This window comes from Arthrobacter sp. IK3 (assembly GCF_051337705.1).
Classification (GTDB): domain Bacteria; phylum Actinomycetota; class Actinomycetes; order Actinomycetales; family Micrococcaceae; genus Arthrobacter_B; species Arthrobacter_B koreensis.
Map to the genome: position 1 here is coordinate 1 of NZ_JBPPSW010000018.1, position 23,336 is coordinate 23,336.

The following is a 23,336-nucleotide window of genomic DNA, read 5'->3' on the forward strand; positions in this document are numbered from 1 at the left end:
CCGGCGTTTGTCCTTTGCCTGGCGGTGCCGGACGGGGATCAGGTCCGGGAACCGTGATTCCCGCAGCCGTCGGGCACGGCGTCCGAATCCGGCAGCGGTCCTTCCCTCGGCTGCCTCGAGCAGATCGCGCTCGAACGCGCCCCGGACGGTGAGCCCGGCTCCGGGCGCGGGATCACCGGGGCCGTCCCCGTCAGCCTGCTCGTTCGATCCGTGGTCGCTGGAAGGCCCGGACTGCGGGCCCTGACTGTCGAGACCGAGGTCCAGCTGTCCGGGTTCCCCGTTATCCGGTGCGCCGGGGCCTGCTGCTGGTGGGGCTGCGCGGCCGGGGGCGGTGCCGGTGGCTGGTTCTTCGAGGGTGTCGGTGGGGAGGTTGTGGGTTTCGTCCAGGATGATGCGGGCGTGCTGGAGGGCGATTTTCCCTTCGGCCAGACGGGCGAGAGTCTGTGGTGCGTCGGTGCAGAGCCGGGTGGATTCGCTGATGAGCTGCACGGCGGTCATGTGGGGGATGTTCAGGGCGGTGGAGGCTTCGGCTGCTGCGAGGCTCATGGCCAGGGCTGGTTCTTCGCGTCCGGATGCCTCGGTGATGTCCCTGGCGAAGAGTACTTCCAGGCGGGCGGCTACGCGGGCCTGCTGGGCCTGGGCCCAGGAGATGAGTATGCCCAGGCGCTGCAGCGTGGACACGGTTTCGTCGTAGCCGAGGGTTTCGGGTCCGCGGAGGGATAGCTGCCCGGTGAATCCTTCAGGCAGCGGATCGGGATCGGTTGTGTCTGTCGGCCCGGGCTCGGCATGGAAGACAGCCACCGTGGGGAACGCAGCGCCGCGGTGCGGCTTTGGTGAGTCCCTTCCATCATGGCCGCCCGAGCCACCCGGGCCTCCGGGGGCGCCGGGGCTGCCGGAACTGCCGGGGCTGCCGGCGTCGCCCAAGCTGCCTGGACGGGCGGGGCCTCCAGGGCTACCCGAACCGCCCTGACCGGCCGAGCCACCCGGGCCTCCGGTACCATCCGAGCGCACGGGACTGGGCGGGGAAAAGGAACCGGCAGAACCTCGTCGTGGTCCCGTACCCGGAGCACCGTCCTGCTCCCGGTCAGCTGACCGGGAAAACGGGGTGCCCGAGGAACGGTTCATACCCCAAGGCTCTCAGCTGCCACTGACATTCCGAGGGCAAAATCGGCCCTTTTCAGACCACCGGATTACCGGTAAATTACTCGCTTTTCGTCTGCACCAAGGCTAGGTCTACGGGCACCCAACGAAAATAGCAGCCGATCACTTAAGGCTAGGTTGTGCGGGTCTCGGTGAGCTGCATCGGGGGCGCATCGGCGCAGCAATCGGACGTCTCACGGGCGTTGCGGCCAGCCTTTCAACCCGCACTGCTTCAAGCAGCTCGATCAGCGCCACGGAAGCTACCCCAAGCCCCGCCGAACCGGGCCAAACCGCAGAACCGGGCTTCGCCGTCGGGCATCACGCACGCAACCGCCAACCCCGGCAACGCGCCCGTCGACGCGACCACCGGAATCGTGTCCGTCGCCGAGTACCCGGCACCATTGAGGCCAGCACCGGCAACGGCCAGTGACGCCGACCCCCACCGGCGGTTACGCCATCAGGTCGACGATGCCCTTAGCCATGGCCGTACCGGCTCCGAGGAAGGCGATCACGATGACTGCGAAGCGCACGTGGTCGTCACGGATGTGCTTCTGCAGCACCTCTCCCGCATAGATGCCGCCAATGATCATGACACCGATCAACACCCAGGCAAGGACACTGAACGGAGGCATCTGCCCTGGATCCATCGAGAGCTTTACGCTGAGCGTCACGATGGCGATGGTGACGAAAAACGGCTGAAGGGTCGCTGCAAACGGGCGTTGCGGCCACCGGGCCATCACGGCGTAGGCACTGACGGCCGGACCGCCAACACCGGCGACAGCGTTGGTCACTCCGGAGGCGAAACCGGCGACCGCCTTGGCCGGGTTCCCGGTCACGACGACTGAGTTCCGGGCCAGGATCAGGGAAGCGCCCAGGGCGACGAGAACGATCGCACCCACAATCACGGCCATCGGAGCTGCCGGCAAGTACACGGCAGCGATCGATGCGGGAATGCTTCCGATCACGGCGGGAAGTGTCAGCCACCGATACATGCTCCAGTCCACGTCCTTCCAGACGCGGAACATAATCAGGAGCGAGGAAACCAGCCCGCACACATTCACCATCAGCACTCCGGCATGGGCGCCGAGGATAATCACCAGGAACGGCGAAATCAGCAGCGCAAACCCCAGACCGGCGATCCGCTGGGCCAGCGCCCCGACAAAGATCGAAGCCAGCACAACAATCAACAGTCCCGTAGTCACCCGAACACACTACGCTGGGGATATGGTTTCTCCCGATTCGGCACTCCGGACGGCTGACTGGCGCCGTCGCATGTTCGACATATACGCCCAGGTGCGGCACGCTGCGAGCGCCGGTTCTCCGTCGTCCGCACACGACCTGTGGCGCCGCGAACGGGACGAGCTGTTCGCGTCCCACCCTGCGTCGCCCCTCAGTGAGGGGGCCAAACAGTGCTTCACGGGACTCGCCGTCGCGCCCTATAATCCCGAACTGCGCTGCGAGGCGCCAATAGACGACGACGGCGCCGGACAACAGCTCGAAGTGCCCACCGGAACAGACGGAACCGTCTACTTCGAACGGCTCGGAACCGTTACGACGCCGATTGGCAGGCTGGCACTGTGGCGTCTGGCCACGTACGGGGGCGGTTTGTTCCTCCCACTGCGGGATGGATTGGCCGGTAAGCCCAACGGAACGTACGGCGGCGGCCGCTACCTGCTGGACACGATTAAGGGTGCGCACCTCGGCGAAGGGGCAGACGATTCCCTGGTTCTGGATTTCAACTTCCTCTACAACCCGTCGTGCGCCTACGACGAGCGCTGGGCCTGCCCCCTGCCGGGGCCTGATAACCGGGTGGCGGAACCCGTGCTCGCAGGGGAACTGTATGCCGAGTACTAGGTCCTGAGACCGGCATGCAGACATTCGTTCCCTACGAGGACTTCCGGCAAAGCGCTGAGGTGCTCGACTCTCCGCGTCTGGGGAAGCAAAGGGTTGAAACCCTGCAGATCCTGCGGGCGCTGGTCCTTCCCGACTACGGCTGGCAAAATCACCCCGCCACCCGGATGTGGATGGGTTACGTGCCCGCATTGGTTTCCTACGGCCTGGCCATGACCGATGGGTGGACCGGCCGGGGATTTGCCGACACGGTGCGGGAACAGCTGGTCGAGTTCGCGCCAGAGGCCGACGGCGGGAAGGTGCGTCTGCCCCCGTGGCTCGGCGAGGCGGAGGTTCACGAGAGCCACCGGTCGAACCTGCTCGCCAAAGATCCCGTGTTCTACGCGGACCTGTTCCCCGGCACTCCCCCGGATCTGCCCTATGTGTGGCCGGAACCGGAAAAGCTGGTCCTGCCGGAGGAACCCGGACCGGACTCGCTGTGGGCTGCTCGGCCTGTTCCCGGGGGCGACAGGCCCGTGATCGAACTGCCGATGCTGTCCGCTCGCGGTGCACCCGTGACGGGAAAGAAAGCGCGCCAGCTGGAACGCTTCCTGGAGGAAATGAACGACGGCGACGAGGTCGTCCTGCTGGGACCGGACCGAGCTGTTCTACAGCTGGCCACCGTGGGGGAAGTGACCCTGACGAATGACAGTGCCGTCCGTCCTGTCCAGGTCTCCGGCACTGTGCTCCGGTCCGAGTTTTCTTACCCAGCCCTGCTGCAAGATCCCCGGGTGCTCTTTTCAGTGCCGAAACCCGGCCGCTAGACCGGGACATTAGCCCGGCCATCCCGTAAGCACTGCTGTATCCACGTACCAGCCGTCTCCGGTGAACGTTGCCTCCAGGAGCATGTGACTGGAGTGGAGGTTTCCGGCAACCACGTCGACTGACTTGCCCGAGTTGTCTCGAAAGACCATCACTTTCTGCCTCACCGACATCGTTGCCTGCCGCCGGTTTTCCGGCGTTAGGACAAAAGCCGACTCAAGCTTGTCCACCTCAACCAGTCCGCCTTCCACCCATCCCCCATTCGCATAGGTCTCCGGGATCCTCCCGTACATGCCTCCGCAGACGTCGCACTCCGGCGTTGTCACCGCTTTGAGCGGTGCGGTGTCTCCGGTTTGGTACGTGTAGTCGACAAGCTCAAACCAATGCTCGGCGAATGCCAGCAGTCCGTCCCTTGTCTCCTGGCGTGCCGCCTCGGGCAGTACCGGCAGCTCCACATTGGCAGCCGGCCCCGCGCCGGAAGCCTGGCTGTAGGAAGGGGTGGGTGCCGGCATCGGCGGTTCCACAGATGCGGGGGCGGAGGAACCCGTCTCTGCGGGTTCTTCCCGGGATGTGTTTACCGCCGGTTTGAAGCTGACCATCGAGCAGCTACTCAACAGGAGGGTGAGCAGGGCAGCCACGAGCACTCGGACGACGGCTCTTTCGGGTCTTCCTGGTCCCGAGGGGATCCGTTTCTTCTGCATGGCCTTCTCCGTAAGTCCACCGGACGTTGTGGATCGAGGCTATGCCTATCTCTGCGGGTGATTTGGCTTATCCACAGGGCGGATTTCGGCCGATCAGCAGCCGGCCCCGCTGGGGTTCACCAGGCAGTTGTCCGCCACGTTGCGGGACTCGGACCGCCACACGCTCAGTGTCTGGGAGGGGGAAGCGATTTCGGCGCGCCCGTCGATGGGAATCATCGGGCCGCCGTTCACAGAGTATTGACCTGAAAAGAACGTCGTGGTGCTTACCGGAACGTCACCGGTCTGCGAATACACGTGGCTGGTGGCTGTCTGCTCTCCCCAGCGTGCCTCCGGCACCGGACCTCCCGGAGTGGAGACAGGCCCGTACACGGTGCCGTCGCCGTAGTTGAACGTGTACTCCGTGGGCTCCACTTCAATGCGGATCGATTGTCCAAGCAGCTCCATCTCGAAGAGCTGGGGCCGCGCTTCTACGTAGACGTTCGTGTGCGCGCCGATCAGTGTGTGAGGGCTGGGCTGCAGGGTTACGGTGCCCGGAGCGATCGGGGCTTCCTGGAAGGCTCTGAGGATCTCTCCGCGCAAGCGCTCCTCGAACGCAGCCGGGTCTTCGGAATAGATGCAGGTTGGCCCTCCGATCTGTTCCCACACCGGAGCAGTGCTAGCCCTAACACTTCTTTCCCACTGCACCACCACTCCATCTGGTGCGCGACGACATTCGGGAAGTGATGGGAGACAAGCAATGTCACCGTTGTCCTCGTCAAAACATAGGAGCCTAAAACGGAAATCATATTTACTGTCCACAAAGGGGACTTCTGCGCTCGTCCATTTTCCGGATATAGGGTCCTGCACCCAACGTGTTTCTCCCCGCACACTGCCATCTCCCCAGTCGATAACAGGGCCCTCTCTAGGCGGGGCCTGATGCACAGGAACCACAGAACCCTGTGTCAAACCGATGAGGAGGACGCCCCATAGCCAAATGGCGGGTACGGACGGCATTTCAGTCGCCCGTCGATTCGGCGATGTGCACGTACCATCCGTCGTCCTCGAACGAGATTTCCATTATCTGAAGGAAGGAAATTTCGTCGCCTGGGCGCCTATCCGCGTTTCCGGTTCCATCCCAATACACCATGTCTCGTTGCTTCACAGAGACAAGCACTTGCCTGCGTCCTTCAGGCGTCAACTGGTAGTCAGAATCCAATGTGAGGATCTCAATGTCTCCGCCTTGGATCCATCCTCCCGTTCCGTAAACATCCCCCATGCCGCTGTAGAGACTTTGACAGGCAAAACAGTCCGGCCCGCTGATCGCCTTAACCGGCTCTACATCCCCGGTTTCGTACCCGTAGTTCACGAGTTCATACCAATACCGCGCAAAGGCAACGAGCCCCTCCTTCGACTCAACCTTCGCTTCCTCCGGCATCTCAGGCAGCGGAACATTCTCCGCAGGACCCTCAGCAGACGCAGGCTTGTACGTCGCAGTCGGCGTAGGAGAGGGTGTGGAAGAAGTACTGGGCGAAACAGAACTGCTCGGCGACTGGGCCGCATCAGCATCGGGCTCATCAGAACCGGAACAGGCCCCAAGGACAAGAGCACCAGCCAGAGCCAGGGAAACCGCAGCAAACTGGCGTCGAACACCAAGACTGGACATTGAGACCCCCGTGATAGAGAAGGCAGCGTGCGGTAGATGCTACTGAAACTGCCGCATAGCATACGTACTTATCCACAGCATGCCACAGCAAAAGTGCAAAGAAGCCCAGAAAACTCAATCGGAATTGTGCAGGGAAACCAGCATGCGCCTCACATCGCGGTACTCATCAGAATCCACATACGCTGAGGCCTTGTTCAAGTGGGCAGCAGAGTCCATTCCCTTGTCAGGACGGACAACACCGGCAAACCGGGCTCCGCTGGACTCAGTCAGGGTGAAGAAATCGAAAAGACCGCAGGCCGCGTCTTCCTCTGACGGAGGTGGAGCACTGACCACCGCATAGGTCACCAGGGCCTCGCCGGAAGCCGGAGCTACAGAACGGTAGACAAACCGCTGCGAAGTGCCCTGCCCGGACTCAAGTTCCGGCATGGGCTGGGAATCGTATTCGGTATAGGCAACCGGCTCCTGCATACCCATGCAGACTTGGTCCGTAATAATCCCGGTGTCCAGCCAGGCAATCACCTCGCCGTCGGCGTCGTGAACCCGCAGGGAAACACCGCCGGAAGGATCATTGGCCAGCGCAGGAACCTGCTCAACCTGCCAGTCAGAACGGTATTCAAACTCCAGCGAGCTCTCCGAAACCGCATAGGAAGACCATGCCTGACCTGCCGGATCGGAAGGCTGTGGCGCAGCACACGAGGCCGCAGCAAGGCCCGCCGTCACGGCGGCACACAACAGGGTGTTACGGTATCTCACATCGGCTCCCGGAGGTTTCCGCGTGCTAAGCATCAATGCTACGCAGCCCCGCCAGCGCCGCCCATAGCATCCGCGGTTTCCACGCACCGGCACGGCACCAAAAACCGGCAGGTGAGTTTCAGCGGTCCAGCTACCGTGCAGCGTCGCACGCTTCCCCCACTCATGTCACATGCCCTAACCGGCCCGACCCCCTTGGAGGCTCCAATTACCGACATCACTGCAGAACACGACGTCTACTTCGGCACACCGGAAGAAGGCGCAGAGGCAGAAGACCTCCAGACGGCATCCCTGGCCGTCGTCAAACGGGTTGAGCACCGCCCTAACGTCAGCAAAATCAAGGGCAGGCTGACCCTCATGGACACCGGCCTGACCCCGCACCAGGCCATGGTGGAAGACCTGCTGTTCGTCCGCCGGGTACTGGACGACGCCGGAATCGACTACCTGCTGGTCCGCGGAAACGACCAGCGCCCCGTAATCGCAATAGACCTCAAACTGCGCGAAGAGCTCCGCCGCGCCTTCGTGGAAGCCTGCAGCGACGAACCGTTCTACTCCCGCAGCGTGGACACCGAAAAGTCACGCACCCTCCTGGTGGCCGACGGCGAGCTCTCACCGCATGAGCGCACACGCATCATCCGCCTCTTCCGCCCGCGCGGAACCAGCGGAACCAACCTCGTGTTCGGCCCCTCCGCAGGCGTCCAGGTGGAGCTGTGGGAACTCGGAGAGAAGGAGATCACCCTCCCCGTCGAGAACTCCCTGACCCGCCGCACCCTGCCGGCCTCCGAAGTTGTCCGCGGCAGCGTTGACAAGCACGGCCTGACCTGGCCCACCATCGAGAACATGTTCGCGGACCACGCCACGGACATCCGGTTCGACGTGGACCTGGTCTTCTCCTGGGTGGACGGCAGCTCCCCGGAATACCGGGCCCGCCGCGCAGCACTGATGCAGGACGCCGTAGTCGGCGAAGGTGACGACCACGAAGCCCGCTACCGGCAGATCAATGAGCTGAAGTACGCCCTGCGCTCGGTATATATGTTCGCGCCCTGGATCCGCCGCATCTTCATCGCCTCCGATTCCCCTCGCCCGGACTGGCTGGCAGACCACCCGTCCGTCACGTTCGTGCCGGCAACGGAGCACTTCCGCGACCCGTCCGTGCTGCCGACGTTCAACTCGCAGGCAGTCGAATCCCAGCTGCAGCACATCCCCGGACTATCCGAGCACTTCCTCTATTCCAATGACGACATGTTCTTCGGCCGCCCCGTCGGACCGGATCTGTTCTTCTCCCCCGGCGGGATCACCAAGTTCATCGAAGCCAGCACCCGCATCGGACTCGGAGCCAACGATCCGGAACGCAGCGGATTCGAGAACGCCGCCCGCGTGAACCGCCGGCTGCTCTGGGAACGCTTCGGGCGGATCACCACGCGCCACCTTGAACACACGGCGGCACCGCTGCGCAAAAGCGTGCTGGTGGAAATGGAAGCTGTGTTCCCGGATGAGTTCGCGGCAACGGCAGCGAGCAAGTTCCGGGCGAAGGACAACATTTCCGTCACCAACTCGCTCTACCACTACTACGCCCTGCTCACCGGCCGTGCCGTCACGCAGGAAACCGCCAAGGTGAAGTACGTGGACACCACCTCCTACCGCGGGCTGAAGGACATGGACCGGCTCCTGGCGAAGCGGAACAAGGACCTCTTCTGCCTCAATGACGGGTCCTTCCCCGAAGTCTCCACGGAAGAACGCACCAACCGGGTCACGGACTTCCTGGAGAAGTACTTCCCCATCAAGGCGCCCTGGGAAAACTAGGGCACAAAGTACGACGGCGGCACCCGGGTTTTCGAGCGAACCCCCGGTGCCGCCGTCGTTTGTTTGCAGCGCCGTTTGTTTGCGCCGCCGTTTGTTTGCAGCGACGGACCGTGGTGCCCTTGACGCGCCTTCATCTGCAACCGCAGACTTCTCCAACAGCTCGGTTTTACATGGATTGCTCATCCACCAGCCATTTCCGGTGATCGGGGAACGCGAGGGGGAAACCGGCATGGCTGAATTCCGGGATCGGCTACCCGGCACGCGGCCGCTCATCGGCATCACCACCTATTACCAGGAAGCCGCGTGGGGAGTCTGGAAAGGACCCGCAGCACTGGTCCCCGGCACCTACGTCGAGGCGGTGGCCGCTGCGGGCGGTGTTCCGGTGCTCCTGCCGCCGGCAGCGACGGGCGAACACGTCCTGGACCGGTTGGACGGACTCATCACGGCCGGCGGCACAGACGTGGATCCGGCACTGTACGGGCACGAACGGCACCAGCTCACGGTCAGCCAGCCGCAGCGGGACACCCATGATCTGACGCTGACCCGTGCCGTCCTGAACCGGGGACTGCCGCTGCTGGCCATCTGCCGGGGCGCCCAGATCCTGAACGTCGCCCTGGGCGGAACGCTGATCCAGCACCTGCCCGACGTCCGCCCGGAGGCCAGCTACCAGCCGTCCCCCGGAGTCTTCGGGGAAGTCGGCTTCACCACCACTGCGGGCTCCCTGATCAGGTCCCTGCTCGGCCCGCAGGCCAGTGCCCCGTGCTACCACCACCAGGGCATCGGCGAACTCGGCCACGGCCTGGTGGTCACGGCGGAGGCGCCGGAGGGAACCATCGAGGCCGTGGAACTGCCCGACGCCGGCAGCTGGGTCCTCGGGGTGCAGTTCCATCCCGAGCAGAATCCGTTAGACCTCCGGCTGCTCCGGGGGTTCGTTGCCGCTGCCGGATCTTCGGAACGGTGACCGCAGCCGTCCCGTCCACCGAAGAGGAAAATGCCCTTGTGGCAGGAACTGCCCGGGACCCCGAAACGGGCTGGACGCACCGGCGGCGGCCGGTTCAACCGGCCGCCGCTGGTGGAAAACGGGTACTGCGCAGGAACTAGCGGGAAACCACCACGTGCTCGTTCGGGACACAGTGGGTCATGGTCAGGCCCTCCACGTTCCGCGGGCCGTTACTGCCCAGGTTCTTGATCCGTTCCTGTTCCTCTTCGGTCAGGGTCTGCGTGGGAAGCGGTCCGAGGTCCTTGATCTCAGCCAGCCCGATGCCCAGGCCCTCGCCTACGCGCGAGCCCAGTTCGTCGTCGCACATGTAGAAGTGCCAGAGCATGCGCTCCTGTACCGGGCGGGCGGCCTGGGAGATGTTGTCCACGAAGTTCTTGACCAGGTCATCCTTCTCCCACTGTTCCATGAGCTGGAAGCGCTGGCCGGCCTGCAGGTAGTCGTTTGTCCGCTCGATCCGTTCCCGGGTGAGGCGGCCCTCCAGCTCCGGTCCCACGGCGGAGGGCCCCTGCTTCGGAGCCTCCTGCACGCCGCCGGTGATGCTCGGCTCATAGTTCACATGCGGGTTCTGTCCCGGCGCCAGGTCGGTGCCGTAGGACATGTGCCCGCCGCGCTGGTTCGTGGCGACCTTCGCGTTCTTCGCGGAGTTGACCGGAAGCTGCAGGTAGTTCGGACCCACGCGGTAGCGCTGGGTGTCCGAGTAGCTGAACGTGCGTCCCACCAGCATCTTGTCATCGGAGAACTCGAGGCCGTCCACCAGCACACCGGTGCCGAAGGAAATCTGCTCGTTCTCGTTGTGGTGGTCTGACACGTTGCGGTTCAGTGTCATGGTGCCTACCAGCTGCGGCACGAAGACCTCTTCAGGCCACGTCTTGGTGTCATCGAGCGGGTCGAAGTCCAGTTCCGGATGGTCGTTGTCATCCATCATCTGCACGTACAGGTCCCACTGCGGGTAGTCGCCGCGCTCAATGGCCTCGTAGAGGTCCTTCGATGCGTGGCCGAGGTCCCCCGCCTGGATGTTCGCGGCGTCTTCTTCGGTCAGGGACTTCACGCCCTGCCGCGGCTGCCAGTGGTACTTCACCAGCTTCGACTCGCCGTCGGCATTGACCCAGCGGTAGGTGTTCACGCCGAAGCCCTGCATGTGCCGGTAGTCCGCGGGGATGCCGCGCGGGCTGAACAGGTTCACCAGCATGTGCATGGACTCCGGCGTCTGGGACATGAAGTCGAAGATCCGCGCCGGTTCCTGGCGGAAGGTAACGGGGTCCGGCTTCAGGGAGTGGATGACGTCCGGGAACTTGATCGCATCACGGATGAAGAAGACGCCGAGGTTGTTGCCGACCATGTCCCAGTTGCCGTCTTCGGTGTAGAACTTCACCGCGAAGCCGCGGGGGTCACGTGCGGCCTCGGACGAGTCGCGTCCGCCGATCACCGTGGAGAACCGGATGGCGACGTCGGTCTTCTTGCCCGGCTCCGAGAAAAGCTTGGCACGGGTGTATTTGGAAATGGGTTCATCGCCCCACTTGCCCGTTGCCTCGAACTCGCCGTAGGCCACGAACCCGCGGGCGTGGACCACGCGCTCCGGAATCCGCTCCCGGTCAAAGTGACTGATTTTCTCGAGGAACTGGTAGTTCTCCAGGGTCGCCGGTCCGCGCGAACCCACGGTGCGGGTGTTCTGGTTGTCCGAGACCGGATGGCCCTGCCGGGTGGTCAGGTGTTCCTGGGGCGAATACTGCTTGTCGTCCGTCATCATGCTCTCTCTCAGTCGAGGTCGTGCCGATTAGGTCAGTAAGCTTACCGTTTCCACGGTCCCGGCGCAGGTTGGGAGAGTCAAGGCGCTACGGGAACGGGTGGCTGGCGGCCCGGGGCCCGGGTTGGCAGACTGGTGCCATGACTACTGACGAACGGCCTCCGGTTGTTGAGCTGACGGAAGAAGAAGCCTGGAAGTACGTCGAGAAGACCTTCCACGGGCGACTCGCATTCAGTGTGGGCAACCAGCCTGACATTTTCCCCATCAACTACTACGCGCACGACGGCGTCCTGCTGTTCCGCACTGCGCCCGGCACCAAGCTGGCGGGCGTGACCATCAACTCCCACGTGGCGTTCGAGACCGACGGAATTCTGAGCGACGAAGCCTGGTCCGTCATCATCAAGGGAACCTGCCGCGAACTGGACCACAGCGCGGAGATCGAAGAGGCGGAGAAACTTCCGCTGAAGCCGTGGGTCCGCACGCCCAAGTACCGGTACGTGGAACTGACTCCGACGTCGATCAGTGGACGGTTCTTCAACCTCGGCCCGGAACCGGACCCCGACGAACTCTAATCGAGATGGCAGAAACTGCTCTTTTGAAGGCTGAAACGGGCAGTTTCTGTCATCTCGATGGTGTAGCTACGCGTTGCTGAGCGTCCGGGCATCCAGGATCCGCCGTCCCGCTGCTTCCAGCCGGCGGCGGGTCTCCGTTTCGTCCACCCGTTCTCCCACCGTGCTGCTTTCCTCCAGCGGCACCACGGAGTGGACCACCGAGTCCTCATACACGTGGATCATGTTGAAGCCCTGGCCGGCGTCCTGGCCCCGGGTTCCGGGCGTTGCCAGGTCCTGCGTGTAACAGGTTGCCGACGCCACGGAGACCGGAATTCCGGCAAAGGTGGTGAAGGTTGAATAGTGCAGGTGCCCGGCGATCACCGCACGGACGTCGGACCCTTCCAGGGCAGCCGCCAGGTCACGCTGGTGGCGCAGCTCCACCAGGACCGTCAGATCCTGGACGCTGGGAACGGGCGGGTGGTGCAGGGCAAGGATCGTGCCCTCCGGCGCCGGAGTGCTCAGGACCGAGCGCAGCCAGGAAAGCTGGGAGTCGCTGAGTTCACCGTGGTGGTATCCCGGCACCGTCGAATCCAGGGTCACGATCCGCAGCCCGTTGACCTCATAGACACGGTCCATGGGTGCCATGTCCGGTGCTTCGTCCAGGAGCCGTTCCTTGAAGTGCTGGCGCTTGTCATGGTTCCCCATGACCCAGATGACCTTGGCGCCCATCTGTTCCGCAGCCGGCTCAACGATTGAGCGGAGTTCGTCGTAGGCTTCCGGCTCACCTTTGTCCGTCAGGTCGCCGGTGAATACGATGGCTTCGGGTTTGCGCTCTGCCTCTGCCAGACGTTCGAAGAGGGCTATTAGCTTGGCTCGGCTGTCCACCGCTCCATACAGCGGATCCGGTCCGGCCAGGAGGTGGGTGTCGCTCAGGTGAAGGATGAAATGTCGCGGCCGGGGGTGCTCGGCCGGGAGGTAATCCATTGGTGACCTTCTCGTGTCGATTACGGGTTTCCCAGTACCTCCTTAATAAAAGCAGAAATCGTGCCTCCCGGGGCAGTTTGCGTCGGCATGTTGATCCTCAGCGCCGAATGTACATCTTTCGGCCTTGGACCGTTAGCCCACGTCCGGGGCCGCATGGGAATTCTTCCGTCCGCATACCCCGCAGCCTCTTCCGCCCGTTCGGGTGCAGCCGTAGGCTCTTGCGTGGAAACTGCCCACTGGAGTGAGGACCCACCATGAAACTCAGCCACATCCCGCTGCGGCTCACCACCGGCGCATACATCCTGAATTCGGGCCTGAACAAGCGCAATCTGGATGACGAGTCCGCCGCCGGGCTGCAGCACCTGGCCGGCAACGCGTTCCCGCAGGTACTGGACCTTGAACCGGCACGCTTCGGCAAACTGCTCTGCGCCGCCGAGATCGGCGTCGGGCTGACGCTGCTGACTCCGTTCGTGCCCAGCCGCCTCGCCGGCCTGGTCCTCGGGGCCTTCTCCGGAGGGATGATGAGGATGTACCTCAAGACGCCGGATTTCACCGAGGACGACGGCATCCGGCCCAGCGCGGACGGCGTGCCGTTCGCCAAGGACATCTGGATGCTGGGAATTGCCGCGGCCCTGGTCCTGGACACCAAGAGCAAAACCAAGACAAAGACCAAGGTCGTGAAAGTGCCGACGCCGGTAAAGGCGACTGCTGCAGCCGCTGCGGTGAAGGCCGCGAAGGACCTCAAGGAGTCCAAGGACTCCAAGTCAAAGAACAAGAAGGACTAGGAGCCAGGGGCGGCCGGCGCCAGAGACCGGCTGCCCCTCCTCAGGGCCTGTCTCCCCGGGATTTCCCGGGCTCCTTCGGAGGCCGCCTGCGTCATCCGGCATAACTGAAGCCCTCACGTCATGGGAGCCCTCCGGGCTGGCGGAGGGCTCCAGTGACGCCGGACTGGCCGCTACGGGATGAGCACGATCCGGATGGGGTTGCCCTCCTTGGCATCCAGGGATTTCACCGCCCGCTCCGCTTCCGAGAGCGGCAGGCGGGCGCTGATGGACCCGGCGAAGTCCAGGCGTCCCAGCCGGGTCAGCGAAACGAGCTGCGGAACGTGGTGCGCCTCGGAACCGTAATGCCCCAGCACCTGCTGACGGGAGAAGGAGAAGCCGGTGCTGTCACCAATAGTCACCGGCTTGCCGCTCAGCCCCACCAGCACGAGCCGGCCGCGCAGGCCCAGGGAGGCCAGCGCCTGGTTCCGGACGGCGTCGACGCCGGCAAAGTCCAGGGCGGCGTCGAGCCCGCGGCCGCCGGTGGCGGCCTTCATCGCGGAAGCGAAATCCTCGGCCAGCGGATCCAGCGTTGCATCCGCGCCGAGTTCAAGAGCCCGAGCACGTGCTTCCGGGATCGGGTCGACGGCGATGATCGGCGCAGCTCCCACCATCCTCAGCAGCTGCACTCCATGGGCACCCAGGCCGCCGATCCCCCACACACCCACGGCTTCCCCGGGACGCACCTCGGCGGTCGAGGCGATGGCGGCCCAGGGCGTGGAAACAGCGTCTGGAATGATTGCTGCCTGGTCAAACGGGATGTCCTCGCCCAGCGGCACGCAGACACCTGCCGGCACCACCAGGTATTCGGCCCATCCGCCGTCGTAGTCAACGCCCATGGTGAGGGTCACGCCGTTGTGCTCATACCCTGCCTGGACCACCACACGGTCCCCGGGAGCCATGGAGGCGACGCCGGGACCGGGGAGGTCAACGGTGCCGGCAACTTCGTGCCCGAGCGTGACTTCGTTCCCCGTGAGGAACTTGGGGCGCAGCAGTCCCTGGATCAGGTGCACGTCGGAGAGGCAGACGCCGGCGGCTTCGACTTTCACGCGAACGAAACCGGGGCCGGGATCCGGAACCGGAATTTCCTTGAGCGCAAACGTGCCGGTCTCGACATTCAGACGGCCGGCGATCATGGTGCGGGACGAATCTTCGGACATTGATTACCACCTCAGCACTGAGAAAAGTGCGGTACGCAGCCGCGCACCGCACTTCCCAGTATTCTCCTCGTGCGCCAGCCGGCCAAAACCCGGCGAAGCGGGCCTAGGAGGCGCTAAGAATCACCTTCAGCGCGTTGGTCTCCGCGGCACGCGAGAAGGTGTCGTACGCCGTCATCACGTCATCGAGCGGATACCGGTGGCTGATGAATTCCTCGGCCGGGAGCTTCCCCTCAGCCATGAGCTTCAGCAGCATGGACAGGGTGTCCGTATTGACCAGGCCCATGCTGATGTCGATGTTCTCGATCCAAAGACGCTCAAGTGCCAGGCTGACCGGCTTGCCGTGGACGCCTACGTTCGCCACGTTGCCGCCGGGACGGACAATCTCCGTGCACATTTCGAAGGTCCGCGGAATGCCTACGGCTTCCACGGCGACATCCACGCCCCAGCCGTCCGTCTGGGACATGATCTGCTCTTTCCAGTCGGAGTCTCCCGAGTTGACCCCGTGGGTGGCACCGAACCGCCGGGCCTGGTCCACCCGGTTCTGGTCCAGGTCCACCGCGATGATCTTGGCCGCGCCGTACAGGCCTGCCGTGGAGATGACCGCCAGGCCAACAGGACCCGCACCGATGACCGCAACGACGTCGCCCGGCTTGGTCCGGCCGTACTGCACGCCCATCTCGAATCCGGTGGGGAAGATGTCGCTCAGCAGGACGCCGTGTTCGGCGCTAACGCCCTCCGGCAGGATGTACATGGAAGTGTCCGCATACGGAACCCGGACATATTCGGCCTGGGTGCCGTCAATGAGATGCCCGAAGATCCACCCGATCCCTGACTGGCCCTCGGAGCCGGTGCAGTGCGAGTACAGGCCCTCCTTGCAGAAGCTGCAGGAACCGTCCGCGGAAACGCAAGCGAGGATCACTTTGTCCCCCGCCTTGAAGTTCGTGACGCCGGATCCCGTCTCGGTCACGGTGCCTACCCCTTCATGGCCCAGGATGCGTCCCGGGGTCACGGCCGGAACGTCGCCCTTCAGGATGTGCAGGTCCGTGCCGCAGATGGTTGTGGTGTCGATCTTGACTATCACGTCCCGCGGGTCCTGGATTGTGGGATCCGGGACGTCCTTCCAGGCTTTCTGGCCGGGTCCTTCGTAAACGAGTGCTTTCATGGTGTCCTCGTTCTGCTGGGGTCCGACCACTGGCAGGCGCATTCGCCTGTTCGGGAGACTTCCCTGTCGAGGCCCGGAATGCCGGGCCCACCGTCGGACGCTAGTTAAGCCTAGGCTCACGCTCCGGCAGGGGGAAGGCGGCGGCTCCTACTCGCCGGCCACGTAGAGCCATCTGCCTTCTTCGCGGACAAAAGTGCTGCGTTCGCGCTGGATGCCAAGGGCTCCATCCTGGCGGTAGTGGGCCTCGAACGTGACGGTGCCGGTCGAATCGAGCGGGGATCCGGCCACACTGGACACAATGTCCAGGCGCCGCCAATTCGTCTCCGGATCCAGGTCCACGTGTGCGGGCCGGGAGCTGGGATGCCAGGTGCGGACAAGGTAGTCCGTATCCCCGGTGACGAAGGCCGTGTAGCGCGAACGCATCAGTGCCTCCGCGGTGGGTGCGGGGGACGTACCCGCGTGGAAGCGCCGGCAGCAATGCTGGTAGGTCTCACCGCTCAGGCACGGGCAGCGGTCAGTCTCGGATAACGCCGGAAAACTCATCTTTCCAGTATGCGAGAAGACAGTCGGGCAAACCTAACCCCGCTGTGCGTTGGTTTCCCGGAGCCGGGACCTACGAAGGACCGCCGGTGCTGGTTCCGCCTACCTGCCCGGGCACCGGCTGCCGGTTCACCGAGTCGTCAGCGCCAACCCTGCCTGCCGCCAGCACGACGGCGACGGTCAGGACGGTCATCGCCAGGACTGCCAGCAGGGCTCGCCCCGCGAGCACTGCCCTTCCCGGCTGCAGTGGAAGAGCGGCTGCGGGGGCGAAGGCCGCCCTGGAACCGTTCCGGTGTCCGCTGCCGGCTTCCGCCGTCCCCGCGGATCCGGCGGGGACCACCCTGCCGATCGAGGGCGGAGTGGGAGGTGCGGCAGGAGTGTGGATGTCCGGGTGGTCGGATTCGTCCCTGGCGAGGTAGGCCGCCGCGGCCCGTTCCATCGCCGGAGTGTGGGCGTCGGGCGGGTTGATCGCGGCCTCGTCCGGACCGGCTGACGGCGGAGGGACTGCTGCATCGCCGTCGGCCGTTGTGTCGCCGGTGGCGGCGGCCTCAGGGGCCGACCGGATTCCCCGTGCGCGTTCTGAGGGAACAGCCGGAGCCGCCCAGCGGTAGTCCAGCAGGGCCGCCGAGACCTCTGCCGCAGTTGGCCGGCAGTCCGGATCCCGGTCAGTCATGCCCGTCAGCAGCGAAGACCACTCCGGGCCCAGGGACGGAGGAACCTCCGGATCCCGGCTCAATCTTGAGACCGCGGCTTCCAGCGGGGTGCCGCCAAACTCGATTCTTCCGGTCAGGCATTCAAGCAGCACCAGGCCCAGGGAGTAGACGTCAGATGCCGCGGACGCGGACTGCCCGGATGCCTGTTCCGGGCTGAGGTAGTTAGCGGTGCCCAGCGTAGCTCCGGTGGCCGTGTACCGGGCGCCGTCGATCATCCGGGCGATGCCGAAATCGGTGAGCTTCGCGCGCGGTGCCGTGCCGGCGATAGGCGGAGGCAGAAGGATGTTGGCCGGCTTCACGTCCCGGTGGATGACGCCCCGGGTATGGATGTAGGCCAGCGCGCCGGCGAGTTCCGCCCCCACGTAGGCTACGTTGGCTGCGGGTACCGGACTGTCCCGCAGGCGCTTGCGCAGGTCCGGACCATCCACCAGCTCCATGACCAGGAAAGCCCGCGGTTCGCCGTCGGGACCGTCGTCGCGGCCGGCATCGTCCTTGCCTGCGTCATACAGGGTGACCAGCCCGGGATGGGAGAGGGATGCAAGAAGCCGCATCTCAGTTTCCTGCCGCCCAACGTCGTCGGGATCAACAGCACTGGCCCGGAAGAGCTTCACGGCAATGTCGCGGCCGAGAGCTTCGTCCAGTCCTCGATAGACGGTGGCCATGCCACCGTGGCCTATTGGTTCGATGAGTCGGTATCGGCCCGCAATCAGACGATTCAGGCCACCCGCTGCGCTGATTTCCATGCTGCAACCTTCTCTCGCCATTACAGCGTAACGGAGGGTTCTCAGCGCGTACCTGGGGTCTGCCTACAAATTTTCGAACTGCGTTTTTCCCTCGAAGATGACGGCGCAATAAGCTAAACTGCCCTGCCGCGATGACGCGCGGCAGGGCAGTTCAGGGGTGCATCGATCCGGCACATCGGATCCGGCGGCGAAGCCGGCCCGCGCCTACTCCCCGCCGAAAACCGGCGCGAGGGCCTTCCAGGCCTGCTGCAGGCCAAGAATGATGAACAGCAGGGCGGTGATGCCCAAAGCGATGTTCGTGTGCAGGCGATTGGCCCATTCCTTGGGAATCCGCTTGCCGTTGAGCAGCCCCAGGAGGGTTACAGCGAGGAACGGCATGAACAGGGAGCCAAGCACGCCGTAGGCCAGGATCAGGCCAATGGGCTGGCCCAGTGCGAACAGGATCATGGGCGGGAAGGTCAGCCACAGGACGTAGAACTTGAAGTACTTGCCGCCCACGCGGGTATCCGGATGTCCGGATTCCTTGCCGCGCATGTTGCCCCAGAAATCGGCGAACATCAGGGAGACGCCGTTCCAGACGCCGATGATGGAGGAGAAGGACGCGGCCCAGAATCCGACGAGGAAACCGGTGCCGACGAAGTCGCCGTATTCGAGCTTCAGAACGTCATAGAGGTCCAGGAGACCCTTGTCCCCGGCGCTGAGGGTGATGCCCGCGGTGCGTACAACCTCTGCACCGACAATGAGCATGGCGATGACGAAGATGCCTGTCATGACGTAGGCCATCGAGTTGTCGATGCGCATGACCTTCATCCACTTCGGCGTGTACCAGCCCTTTTCACGCAGCCAGTAGCCGTAGGCAGCCAGGGTGATGGTGCCGCCGACGCCGCCTGCCAGGGCGAGGGTGTAAACCACTCCGCCTTCCGGAATCATCGGGACCAGGCCCTTGAACATCTCCGGGATATTTGGCAGCGCAATGACGGCCAGGCCCACCACGGTAACGAACATCAGGCCAACCAGGACGGCGGTGATCTTCTCGAAGGTGGCGTACTTGCCGAACCACACCATGACGAAGCCGGCCAGGCCCATGAGGATGGCCCACGCCCAGAGCGGCAGGAACGGGAAGACTGCCGCCAGTGGAAGGGCGGCCGAGGACATGGCTGTGGCTCCGTAAACGAAACCCCAGATCATGATGTACGGACCGAAGTACCAGGTGGTCCACCGGCCCAGGGAGCGCCAGCCTTCGAAGATGGTCTTGCCGGTGGCAAGCGTAAAGCGGCCCGCGCCTTCAACCAGGATGATTTTCAGGATGACGCCGAGGATGACCGCCCACAGCAGGCCGTAGCCGTAGCGGGAACCGGCCACCAGTGTGGCCACCATGTCTGCTGCGCCAACGCCCGTGGCCGCGACCACGAGTCCGGGGCCAACAATTTTCCATTTGGCAGCCTTGCCGCCGTCATCGTCAATCCGTTCCGAATGCGGAACCGCATCCGTCCGGGGAGTGTTTTCAGCCATCGGCCAGGAATTCCTTACTTGCGAGTGTCCGCGGCGCCAAGACAGCACGCGGAAGTGTGCCCGGCCTCACCCGGGACAATGAATTCTCTCACAAGGGGTTGTACTCAGCCGAATTCCGTGAAAGGGCTAACCGCATGGGCACCACAGGCCACGAAGGCCTCAGGTTCAGCACTTACTACCGTGAGATTGCGCGTCATGGCTGTTGCAGCGAGCCACGTTTTCACTCCGCCGCGGACGTCTTCCGGAGCAGGCGGCGGCAGCGTGCGCCACAGCAGGGCGACCTCATGGTCCACCGGAAGAATGTTCTCGGAGAAGCGGGAAGACAGTTCGCGCAGCCAGCCGGGCGTGGTGGCTTCAAGCTCTCCTATAGTCAGCGCAGATACGAAGACGCGCAGGTGGCTGCGCCTGCGGAGAAACTCGACGACTGCGCGGTTCGGGGATTCGCTGCGGACCTCCGCGACGACTGGGGTGTCCAGAAGCAGCCCCGAGGGACCGCTCATGCCGCGGCGGCCGGTTCGCCCAGCAGGAAGTCCACGAAGGCTTCCCGGGTACTGACCAGGGATTCATAGTCCTGGAGGCTGACGGCATTCAGGCCGCGGTCACAAGGGGATGCTGAAATGTCCATGGGTGCGGCGCCGTGCGCCGGTCCTTTCGGCGTGCTCTTGCCTGGCACCGGTTGCCCCGGAGGGCGAGTGCAGGCCGCTTCTTCATCCGAACCACCCAACGAGCGTGGGGTTGGTATGCGGCCAAGTCGGAGCTTGGCGGCCGCAGTTCTTGAAGCTGTTTAGGAGTATAGACAGAACGGCGCCGGATTTGTGTGCCGCATTACGCGCCCGGCGCTCCGATGAACCCGAATGTCCGCGGCGCCTAGCCCGAATAGGTTCCGTTGAACCGGACCGGCACCCACTCCTGGAAGATCTCCGCCGTGACCGGACCTATGCCGGGAAACTCCTCCAACCGGCGCCTAAGCTCCTGCGGCGAGTCCGCGCCGGAAACCAGTTCCTCCACTGAACCGTAGTCCTTGAGGATCCGTGCCATGACGGCGTGGAGCTCGTCGTCTTCCTTCCAGCGGTAGTGGACGTAGCCGCCCTCCGTGAGCAGCCTCATCAGCTCATCCCTGCTGGCAGCGGCAAGCTTTTCCGGGCTGGTAAGGCCGTGGTTGATCAGGACGTGCCAGGTACGGGCCGCGATCTCCTGCTGGATGCGTTTGCCGAACAGGATGCTCGCGAGGAGCCAGCGGTAGAGCTGGTCCGGCGCACCGGAACTCAGGTCGATTCCAAGGTCACCGGGAGTCATCTTCGTGCTGGCCATGGCGTTCAAACTACCCCGCTGCCTCCGGCCACACAGCACCGGATTCCAAATCCAGGCGCAAAAGGTCCAAAACCTACAGGGCCCTTAAACACACAGATGCAGGACGGGGACCGTCCTGCATCTGTGTCCAGCTGGCCCGTGAAAGGGCCGGAAGTCTGTGGTTAGACAGCCTGGATGTTTACCGCCTGGGGTCCCTTGGGTCCCTGTTCGGTATCGAAGCTAACCTTCTGGTTCTCTTCGAGGGAGCGGTAGCCGCTCGCGTTGATGGCGGAGTAGTGGGCGAAAACATCGGCGCTGCCGTCATCGGGCTCGATGAAGCCGAAGCCCTTTTCGGAGTTGAACCATTTCACGGTGCCTGTTGCCATTTTTAATCATCCTTCTGAGGCGAAACATCCCCGACCGTCGAGGAGTTTCCAGCTGAAGTGTCCCATGCAGCGGTGGACAAAAAAAGCGGCTGTCCCAGGATTCGGGGTTCGCCGCTTCAAGTCCCAACGCTTAACACAACAACTGCGGCCAGTATACACACAGGTAACGGTCAGGTCACGGGGTTTCCGAGGCCCCGTAGGCTGGTTGGATGGACTCCCCCATCGATCACTACCTGCAGCGAATCCACACCGAAATTGCGGACCTGAAAGACGGCAAACCGTACAGCTCGATTCCGGCGATGGCGAACGTGGACCCGGACAATTTCGGCATAGTCCTGGCTACTGCGGATGGGTATGTCTACGAGATTGGGGACACGCGCGAAGAGTTCAGCATCCAGTCGATTTCCAAGCCGTTCACCTACGGTCTGGCTCTGGCGGACCGGGGAATGGACGACGTCGACGCCAAGGTGGACGTTGAACCGTCCGGAGATTCGTTCAACGAGATTTCACTGGCCGAAGGGACCGGACGGCCAGCCAACGCAATGATCAATGCGGGTGCCCTCACCGCTACGTCGCTGGTCCGCGGGTCCGGCGGCAATTCGAGGTTCAAGCGGATCCTCAATACCTATTCGGCATTTGCGGGCCGCCAGCTTTCCGTGAGCGAACGGATCTACCAGTCCGAGCTCAAATCGGGCCACCGCAACCACGCGCTGGCCTACCTGCTGCGCAGTTTCGACATTATTGAATCGGATCCAACTCCGGTGATTGAGGACTACTTCCGGCAGTGTTCGGTAATGGTCACTACCCTGGACCTGGCAATGATGGCTGCGACACTGGCCAACAGCGGCCGGCACCCCCTGACCAACGATCAGGTGCTCGATATCGCCCCGGTGGAACGGGTGCTCTCCGTCATGGCCACCTGCGGCATGTATGACGACGCCGGAGCCTGGATGAGCAGCGTCGGCATGCCGGCGAAGTCCGGCGTGGCGGGCGGCACCATAGCCGTGCTTCCCGGCCAGATCGGCCTGGCGGTCTATTCTCCGCCGCTGGATGCGCATGGAAGCAGCGTGCGCGGAGTCGCCGTCGCACAGCGCCTTTCCAGCGACCTCGAACTGCACTTCGTCCGGGCCGGGCGTACCGGCCGTTCGGCGCTCCGCGGCTCCTACGACATTGGAACAACACCGTCCGGCATCCGCCGCAGCGAGGAAGCCGCCAACGTCCTGCGTGCGAACCTCGCCCGGGCACGGATCCTGGAGCTGAACGGCGACCTGCTGTTTGCCGGCGCTGAGGCCATGGTGCGCGAACTCGCCTCCCTGGATGACGACGTCGAACTGGTGGTCCTGGACCTTCGCAGCGTCGACGAGGTCTCCGGAGTGGCGATGCGGATGTTCGCCGAGGCCGCCCACATGCTCACCGAGGCTGGACGGAGCCTCGCCGTGGTCGATGCGGAAGGCGCGGTGGCCGAAAGCCTGATGGAGGACGGACACGATGTCCAGGCCTTCGCCACCCGCTCGGCTGCCGTGGAATGGTGCGAGGAAGAGCTGCTTGAACGCCATGCCGCCGGACTGGTCCAGCCCGCGCGCATCCTGCCGGACGACTCCCCCGCCCTCGCGCCCATGGGTGAGGAGCTGGCAAAGAACCTGGCTGCGCGGATGGAAAAGCTCACCTATGACGACGGCGAGGTGATCCGCCGCATCGGACAGCGGTTCAGCGGTGTGTACTTTATTGCCTCCGGGCACGTGCAGACCCTGATGCCGGGACCGGACGGGCACCGCGTGAAACTGAACCGCCTGGGTGCCGGCATGACCTTCGGCGAGATGGCCCTGGGCGAGGACAAGCGGCAGGAAACCACGGTCAAGGCCGACGGCGCGGTGGAAGTCTGGCGCCTTCCGGCAGAAGAGATTGCGGACCTGGAGGAAAACGAACCGCGCCTGGCCACGCAGTTCTGGCGTGCGCTGACTCAGGATGCCTATACCCGGGTGGAGCAGTACCTGCGGGAAACCGCTGTGCGCGTGCAGGACTAGGCTGTCCGCTCCCGGAAA

The 23,336-nt window shown here is 64.1% G+C and carries 24 protein-coding genes and 1 riboswitch; of the genes, 7 read left to right on the plus strand and 17 right to left on the minus strand.

Features of this window, described 5'->3' with window-relative positions:
• The coding region (locus tag ACSLGO_RS18070; protein ID WP_436401635.1) for a hypothetical protein at positions 1-801 on the minus strand (801 nt) is incomplete at its 3' end.
• A gap of 788 nt (positions 802-1,589) precedes the next feature.
• A complete protein-coding gene (locus ACSLGO_RS18075) occupies positions 1,590-2,342 on the minus strand; it encodes a sulfite exporter TauE/SafE family protein (protein ID WP_152274806.1) in 753 nt (250 codons plus the stop codon).
• 22 nt (positions 2,343-2,364) lie between these two features.
• On the opposite strand from ACSLGO_RS18075, the gene ACSLGO_RS18080 reads away from it, so the two are divergent.
• A complete protein-coding gene (locus ACSLGO_RS18080) occupies positions 2,365-2,994 on the plus strand; it encodes a DUF1684 domain-containing protein (protein ID WP_091607027.1) in 630 nt (209 codons plus the stop codon).
• Positions 2,995-3,008: 14 nt separating this feature from the next.
• Complete coding sequence (locus ACSLGO_RS18085) at positions 3,009-3,794, plus strand: MSMEG_6728 family protein (RefSeq protein ID WP_263128511.1); 786 nt, start codon at positions 3,009-3,011, stop codon at positions 3,792-3,794.
• A 9-nt stretch (positions 3,795-3,803) separates the two neighbouring features.
• On the opposite strand, the gene ACSLGO_RS18090 is transcribed toward ACSLGO_RS18085, so the two are convergent.
• The 4 genes from ACSLGO_RS18090 to ACSLGO_RS18105 form a co-directional block, all read right to left on the minus strand.
• Complete coding sequence (locus ACSLGO_RS18090) at positions 3,804-4,304, minus strand: DUF6318 family protein (protein ID WP_436401636.1); 501 nt, start codon at positions 4,302-4,304, stop codon at positions 3,804-3,806.
• A 282-nt stretch (positions 4,305-4,586) separates the two neighbouring features.
• A complete protein-coding gene (locus tag ACSLGO_RS18095; RefSeq protein WP_436401637.1) occupies positions 4,587-5,072 on the minus strand; it encodes a hypothetical protein in 486 nt (161 codons plus the stop codon).
• A gap of 415 nt (positions 5,073-5,487) precedes the next feature.
• Positions 5,488-6,135: a DUF6318 family protein gene (locus ACSLGO_RS18100; protein ID WP_436401638.1), complete on the minus strand. Its 648-nt coding sequence runs from the start codon at positions 6,133-6,135 to the stop codon at positions 5,488-5,490.
• Between the two features lie 114 nt (positions 6,136-6,249).
• Positions 6,250-6,888 (minus strand): hypothetical protein, encoded by a 639-nt coding sequence (locus ACSLGO_RS18105; protein ID WP_436401639.1) that lies wholly within the window; start codon positions 6,886-6,888, stop codon positions 6,250-6,252.
• A 162-nt stretch (positions 6,889-7,050) separates the two neighbouring features.
• Here ACSLGO_RS18105 and ACSLGO_RS18110 point away from each other — a divergent pair, with 162 nt between their 5' ends.
• On the plus strand, positions 7,051-8,688 hold the full coding sequence (locus tag ACSLGO_RS18110; RefSeq protein WP_325787919.1) for a stealth family protein: 1,638 nt from the start codon (positions 7,051-7,053) through the stop codon (positions 8,686-8,688).
• A 229-nt stretch (positions 8,689-8,917) separates the two neighbouring features.
• Entirely contained in the window at positions 8,918-9,649 is a 732-nt protein-coding gene (locus ACSLGO_RS18115) for a gamma-glutamyl-gamma-aminobutyrate hydrolase family protein (RefSeq protein ID WP_436401640.1), read from the plus strand.
• A 136-nt stretch (positions 9,650-9,785) separates the two neighbouring features.
• Here the strand turns inward: ACSLGO_RS18115 and ACSLGO_RS18120 are convergent, their stop codons facing one another.
• Entirely contained in the window at positions 9,786-11,432 is a 1,647-nt protein-coding gene (locus tag ACSLGO_RS18120; RefSeq protein WP_436401641.1) for a catalase, read from the minus strand.
• 140 nt (positions 11,433-11,572) lie between these two features.
• On the opposite strand from ACSLGO_RS18120, the gene ACSLGO_RS18125 reads away from it, so the two are divergent.
• A complete protein-coding gene (locus ACSLGO_RS18125; protein WP_091607048.1) occupies positions 11,573-12,004 on the plus strand; it encodes a pyridoxamine 5'-phosphate oxidase family protein in 432 nt (143 codons plus the stop codon).
• A 66-nt stretch (positions 12,005-12,070) separates the two neighbouring features.
• Here ACSLGO_RS18125 and ACSLGO_RS18130 read toward each other — a convergent pair whose 3' ends face one another.
• A complete protein-coding gene (locus ACSLGO_RS18130) occupies positions 12,071-12,967 on the minus strand; it encodes a phosphodiesterase (RefSeq protein ID WP_386886584.1) in 897 nt (298 codons plus the stop codon).
• Between the two features lie 254 nt (positions 12,968-13,221).
• On the opposite strand from ACSLGO_RS18130, the gene ACSLGO_RS18135 reads away from it, so the two are divergent.
• Positions 13,222-13,752 carry a hypothetical protein gene (locus ACSLGO_RS18135; protein WP_325787916.1) on the plus strand — a complete coding sequence of 177 codons (531 nt, stop codon included), beginning with the start codon at positions 13,222-13,224 and terminating at the stop codon, positions 13,750-13,752.
• 170 nt (positions 13,753-13,922) lie between these two features.
• Here the strand turns inward: ACSLGO_RS18135 and ACSLGO_RS18140 are convergent, their stop codons facing one another.
• The 9 genes from ACSLGO_RS18140 to ACSLGO_RS18180 all read right to left on the minus strand — a co-directional run bounded on the left by ACSLGO_RS18140 (position 13,923) and on the right by ACSLGO_RS18180 (position 21,294).
• A complete protein-coding gene (locus ACSLGO_RS18140) occupies positions 13,923-14,948 on the minus strand; it encodes a zinc-binding dehydrogenase (RefSeq protein WP_263128500.1) in 1,026 nt (341 codons plus the stop codon).
• 103 nt (positions 14,949-15,051) lie between these two features.
• The gene (locus tag ACSLGO_RS18145; protein ID WP_091607530.1) at positions 15,052-16,110 is read right to left on the minus strand and encodes a zinc-dependent alcohol dehydrogenase family protein; all 1,059 of its coding nucleotides are present in this window, start codon (positions 16,108-16,110) and stop codon (positions 15,052-15,054) included.
• Positions 16,111-16,257: 147 nt separating this feature from the next.
• Entirely contained in the window at positions 16,258-16,653 is a 396-nt protein-coding gene (locus ACSLGO_RS18150; RefSeq protein ID WP_091607055.1) for a YchJ family protein, read from the minus strand.
• Positions 16,654-16,723: 70 nt separating this feature from the next.
• On the minus strand, positions 16,724-18,127 hold the full coding sequence (locus ACSLGO_RS18155; protein WP_436401642.1) for a protein kinase domain-containing protein: 1,404 nt from the start codon (positions 18,125-18,127) through the stop codon (positions 16,724-16,726).
• Positions 18,128-18,310: 183 nt separating this feature from the next.
• A complete protein-coding gene (locus ACSLGO_RS18160; RefSeq protein WP_091607057.1) occupies positions 18,311-19,618 on the minus strand; it encodes an Nramp family divalent metal transporter in 1,308 nt (435 codons plus the stop codon).
• Between the two features lie 104 nt (positions 19,619-19,722).
• Positions 19,723-20,118: a hypothetical protein gene (locus ACSLGO_RS18165; protein WP_325787912.1), complete on the minus strand. Its 396-nt coding sequence runs from the start codon at positions 20,116-20,118 to the stop codon at positions 19,723-19,725.
• The gene (locus ACSLGO_RS18170) at positions 20,115-20,243 is read right to left on the minus strand and encodes a hypothetical protein (protein WP_255300580.1); all 129 of its coding nucleotides are present in this window, start codon (positions 20,241-20,243) and stop codon (positions 20,115-20,117) included. Before ACSLGO_RS18170 ends, ACSLGO_RS18165 begins: the two co-directional genes overlap by 4 nt.
• 28 nt (positions 20,244-20,271) lie before the next feature.
• A riboswitch (SAM riboswitch) is annotated at positions 20,272-20,398 on the minus strand.
• An 87-nt stretch (positions 20,399-20,485) separates the two neighbouring features.
• A complete protein-coding gene (locus ACSLGO_RS18175; RefSeq protein ID WP_091607062.1) occupies positions 20,486-20,929 on the minus strand; it encodes a hypothetical protein in 444 nt (147 codons plus the stop codon).
• 161 nt (positions 20,930-21,090) lie between these two features.
• Entirely contained in the window at positions 21,091-21,294 is a 204-nt protein-coding gene (locus ACSLGO_RS18180; protein ID WP_066298618.1) for a cold-shock protein, read from the minus strand.
• Between the two features lie 209 nt (positions 21,295-21,503).
• Here ACSLGO_RS18180 and glsA point away from each other — a divergent pair, with 209 nt between their 5' ends.
• Entirely contained in the window at positions 21,504-23,318 is a 1,815-nt protein-coding gene (gene glsA / locus ACSLGO_RS18185; RefSeq protein ID WP_091607065.1) for a glutaminase A, read from the plus strand.
• Positions 23,319-23,336: the final 18 nt, after the last annotated feature.

Coding starts and splice junctions, on each gene's coding strand:
- ACSLGO_RS18080 (WP_091607027.1), top strand. CDS start 2,365: ATGGTTTCTCCCGATTCGGCACTCCGGACGGCTGACTGGCGCCGTCGC.
- ACSLGO_RS18085 (WP_263128511.1), top strand. CDS start 3,009: ATGCAGACATTCGTTCCCTACGAGGACTTCCGGCAAAGCGCTGAGGTG.
- ACSLGO_RS18090 (WP_436401636.1), bottom strand. CDS start 4,304: ATGCCGGCACCCACCCCTTCCTACAGCCAGGCTTCCGGCGCGGGGCCG.
- ACSLGO_RS18100 (WP_436401638.1), bottom strand. CDS start 6,135: ATGTCCAGTCTTGGTGTTCGACGCCAGTTTGCTGCGGTTTCCCTGGCT.
- ACSLGO_RS18110 (WP_325787919.1), top strand. CDS start 7,051: ATGTCACATGCCCTAACCGGCCCGACCCCCTTGGAGGCTCCAATTACC.
- ACSLGO_RS18115 (WP_436401640.1), top strand. CDS start 8,918: ATGGCTGAATTCCGGGATCGGCTACCCGGCACGCGGCCGCTCATCGGC.
- ACSLGO_RS18120 (WP_436401641.1), bottom strand. CDS start 11,432: ATGACGGACGACAAGCAGTATTCGCCCCAGGAACACCTGACCACCCGG.
- ACSLGO_RS18125 (WP_091607048.1), top strand. CDS start 11,573: ATGACTACTGACGAACGGCCTCCGGTTGTTGAGCTGACGGAAGAAGAA.
- ACSLGO_RS18130 (WP_386886584.1), bottom strand. CDS start 12,967: ATGGATTACCTCCCGGCCGAGCACCCCCGGCCGCGACATTTCATCCTT.
- ACSLGO_RS18135 (WP_325787916.1), top strand. CDS start 13,222: ATGAAACTCAGCCACATCCCGCTGCGGCTCACCACCGGCGCATACATC.
- ACSLGO_RS18140 (WP_263128500.1), bottom strand. CDS start 14,948: ATGTCCGAAGATTCGTCCCGCACCATGATCGCCGGCCGTCTGAATGTC.
- ACSLGO_RS18145 (WP_091607530.1), bottom strand. CDS start 16,110: ATGAAAGCACTCGTTTACGAAGGACCCGGCCAGAAAGCCTGGAAGGAC.
- ACSLGO_RS18150 (WP_091607055.1), bottom strand. CDS start 16,653: ATGAGTTTTCCGGCGTTATCCGAGACTGACCGCTGCCCGTGCCTGAGC.
- ACSLGO_RS18155 (WP_436401642.1), bottom strand. CDS start 18,127: ATGGCGAGAGAAGGTTGCAGCATGGAAATCAGCGCAGCGGGTGGCCTG.
- ACSLGO_RS18160 (WP_091607057.1), bottom strand. CDS start 19,618: ATGGCTGAAAACACTCCCCGGACGGATGCGGTTCCGCATTCGGAACGG.
- ACSLGO_RS18165 (WP_325787912.1), bottom strand. CDS start 20,118: ATGAGCGGTCCCTCGGGGCTGCTTCTGGACACCCCAGTCGTCGCGGAG.
- ACSLGO_RS18170 (WP_255300580.1), bottom strand. CDS start 20,243: ATGGACATTTCAGCATCCCCTTGTGACCGCGGCCTGAATGCCGTCAGC.
- ACSLGO_RS18175 (WP_091607062.1), bottom strand. CDS start 20,929: ATGGCCAGCACGAAGATGACTCCCGGTGACCTTGGAATCGACCTGAGT.
- ACSLGO_RS18180 (WP_066298618.1), bottom strand. CDS start 21,294: ATGGCAACAGGCACCGTGAAATGGTTCAACTCCGAAAAGGGCTTCGGC.
- glsA (WP_091607065.1), top strand. CDS start 21,504: ATGGACTCCCCCATCGATCACTACCTGCAGCGAATCCACACCGAAATT.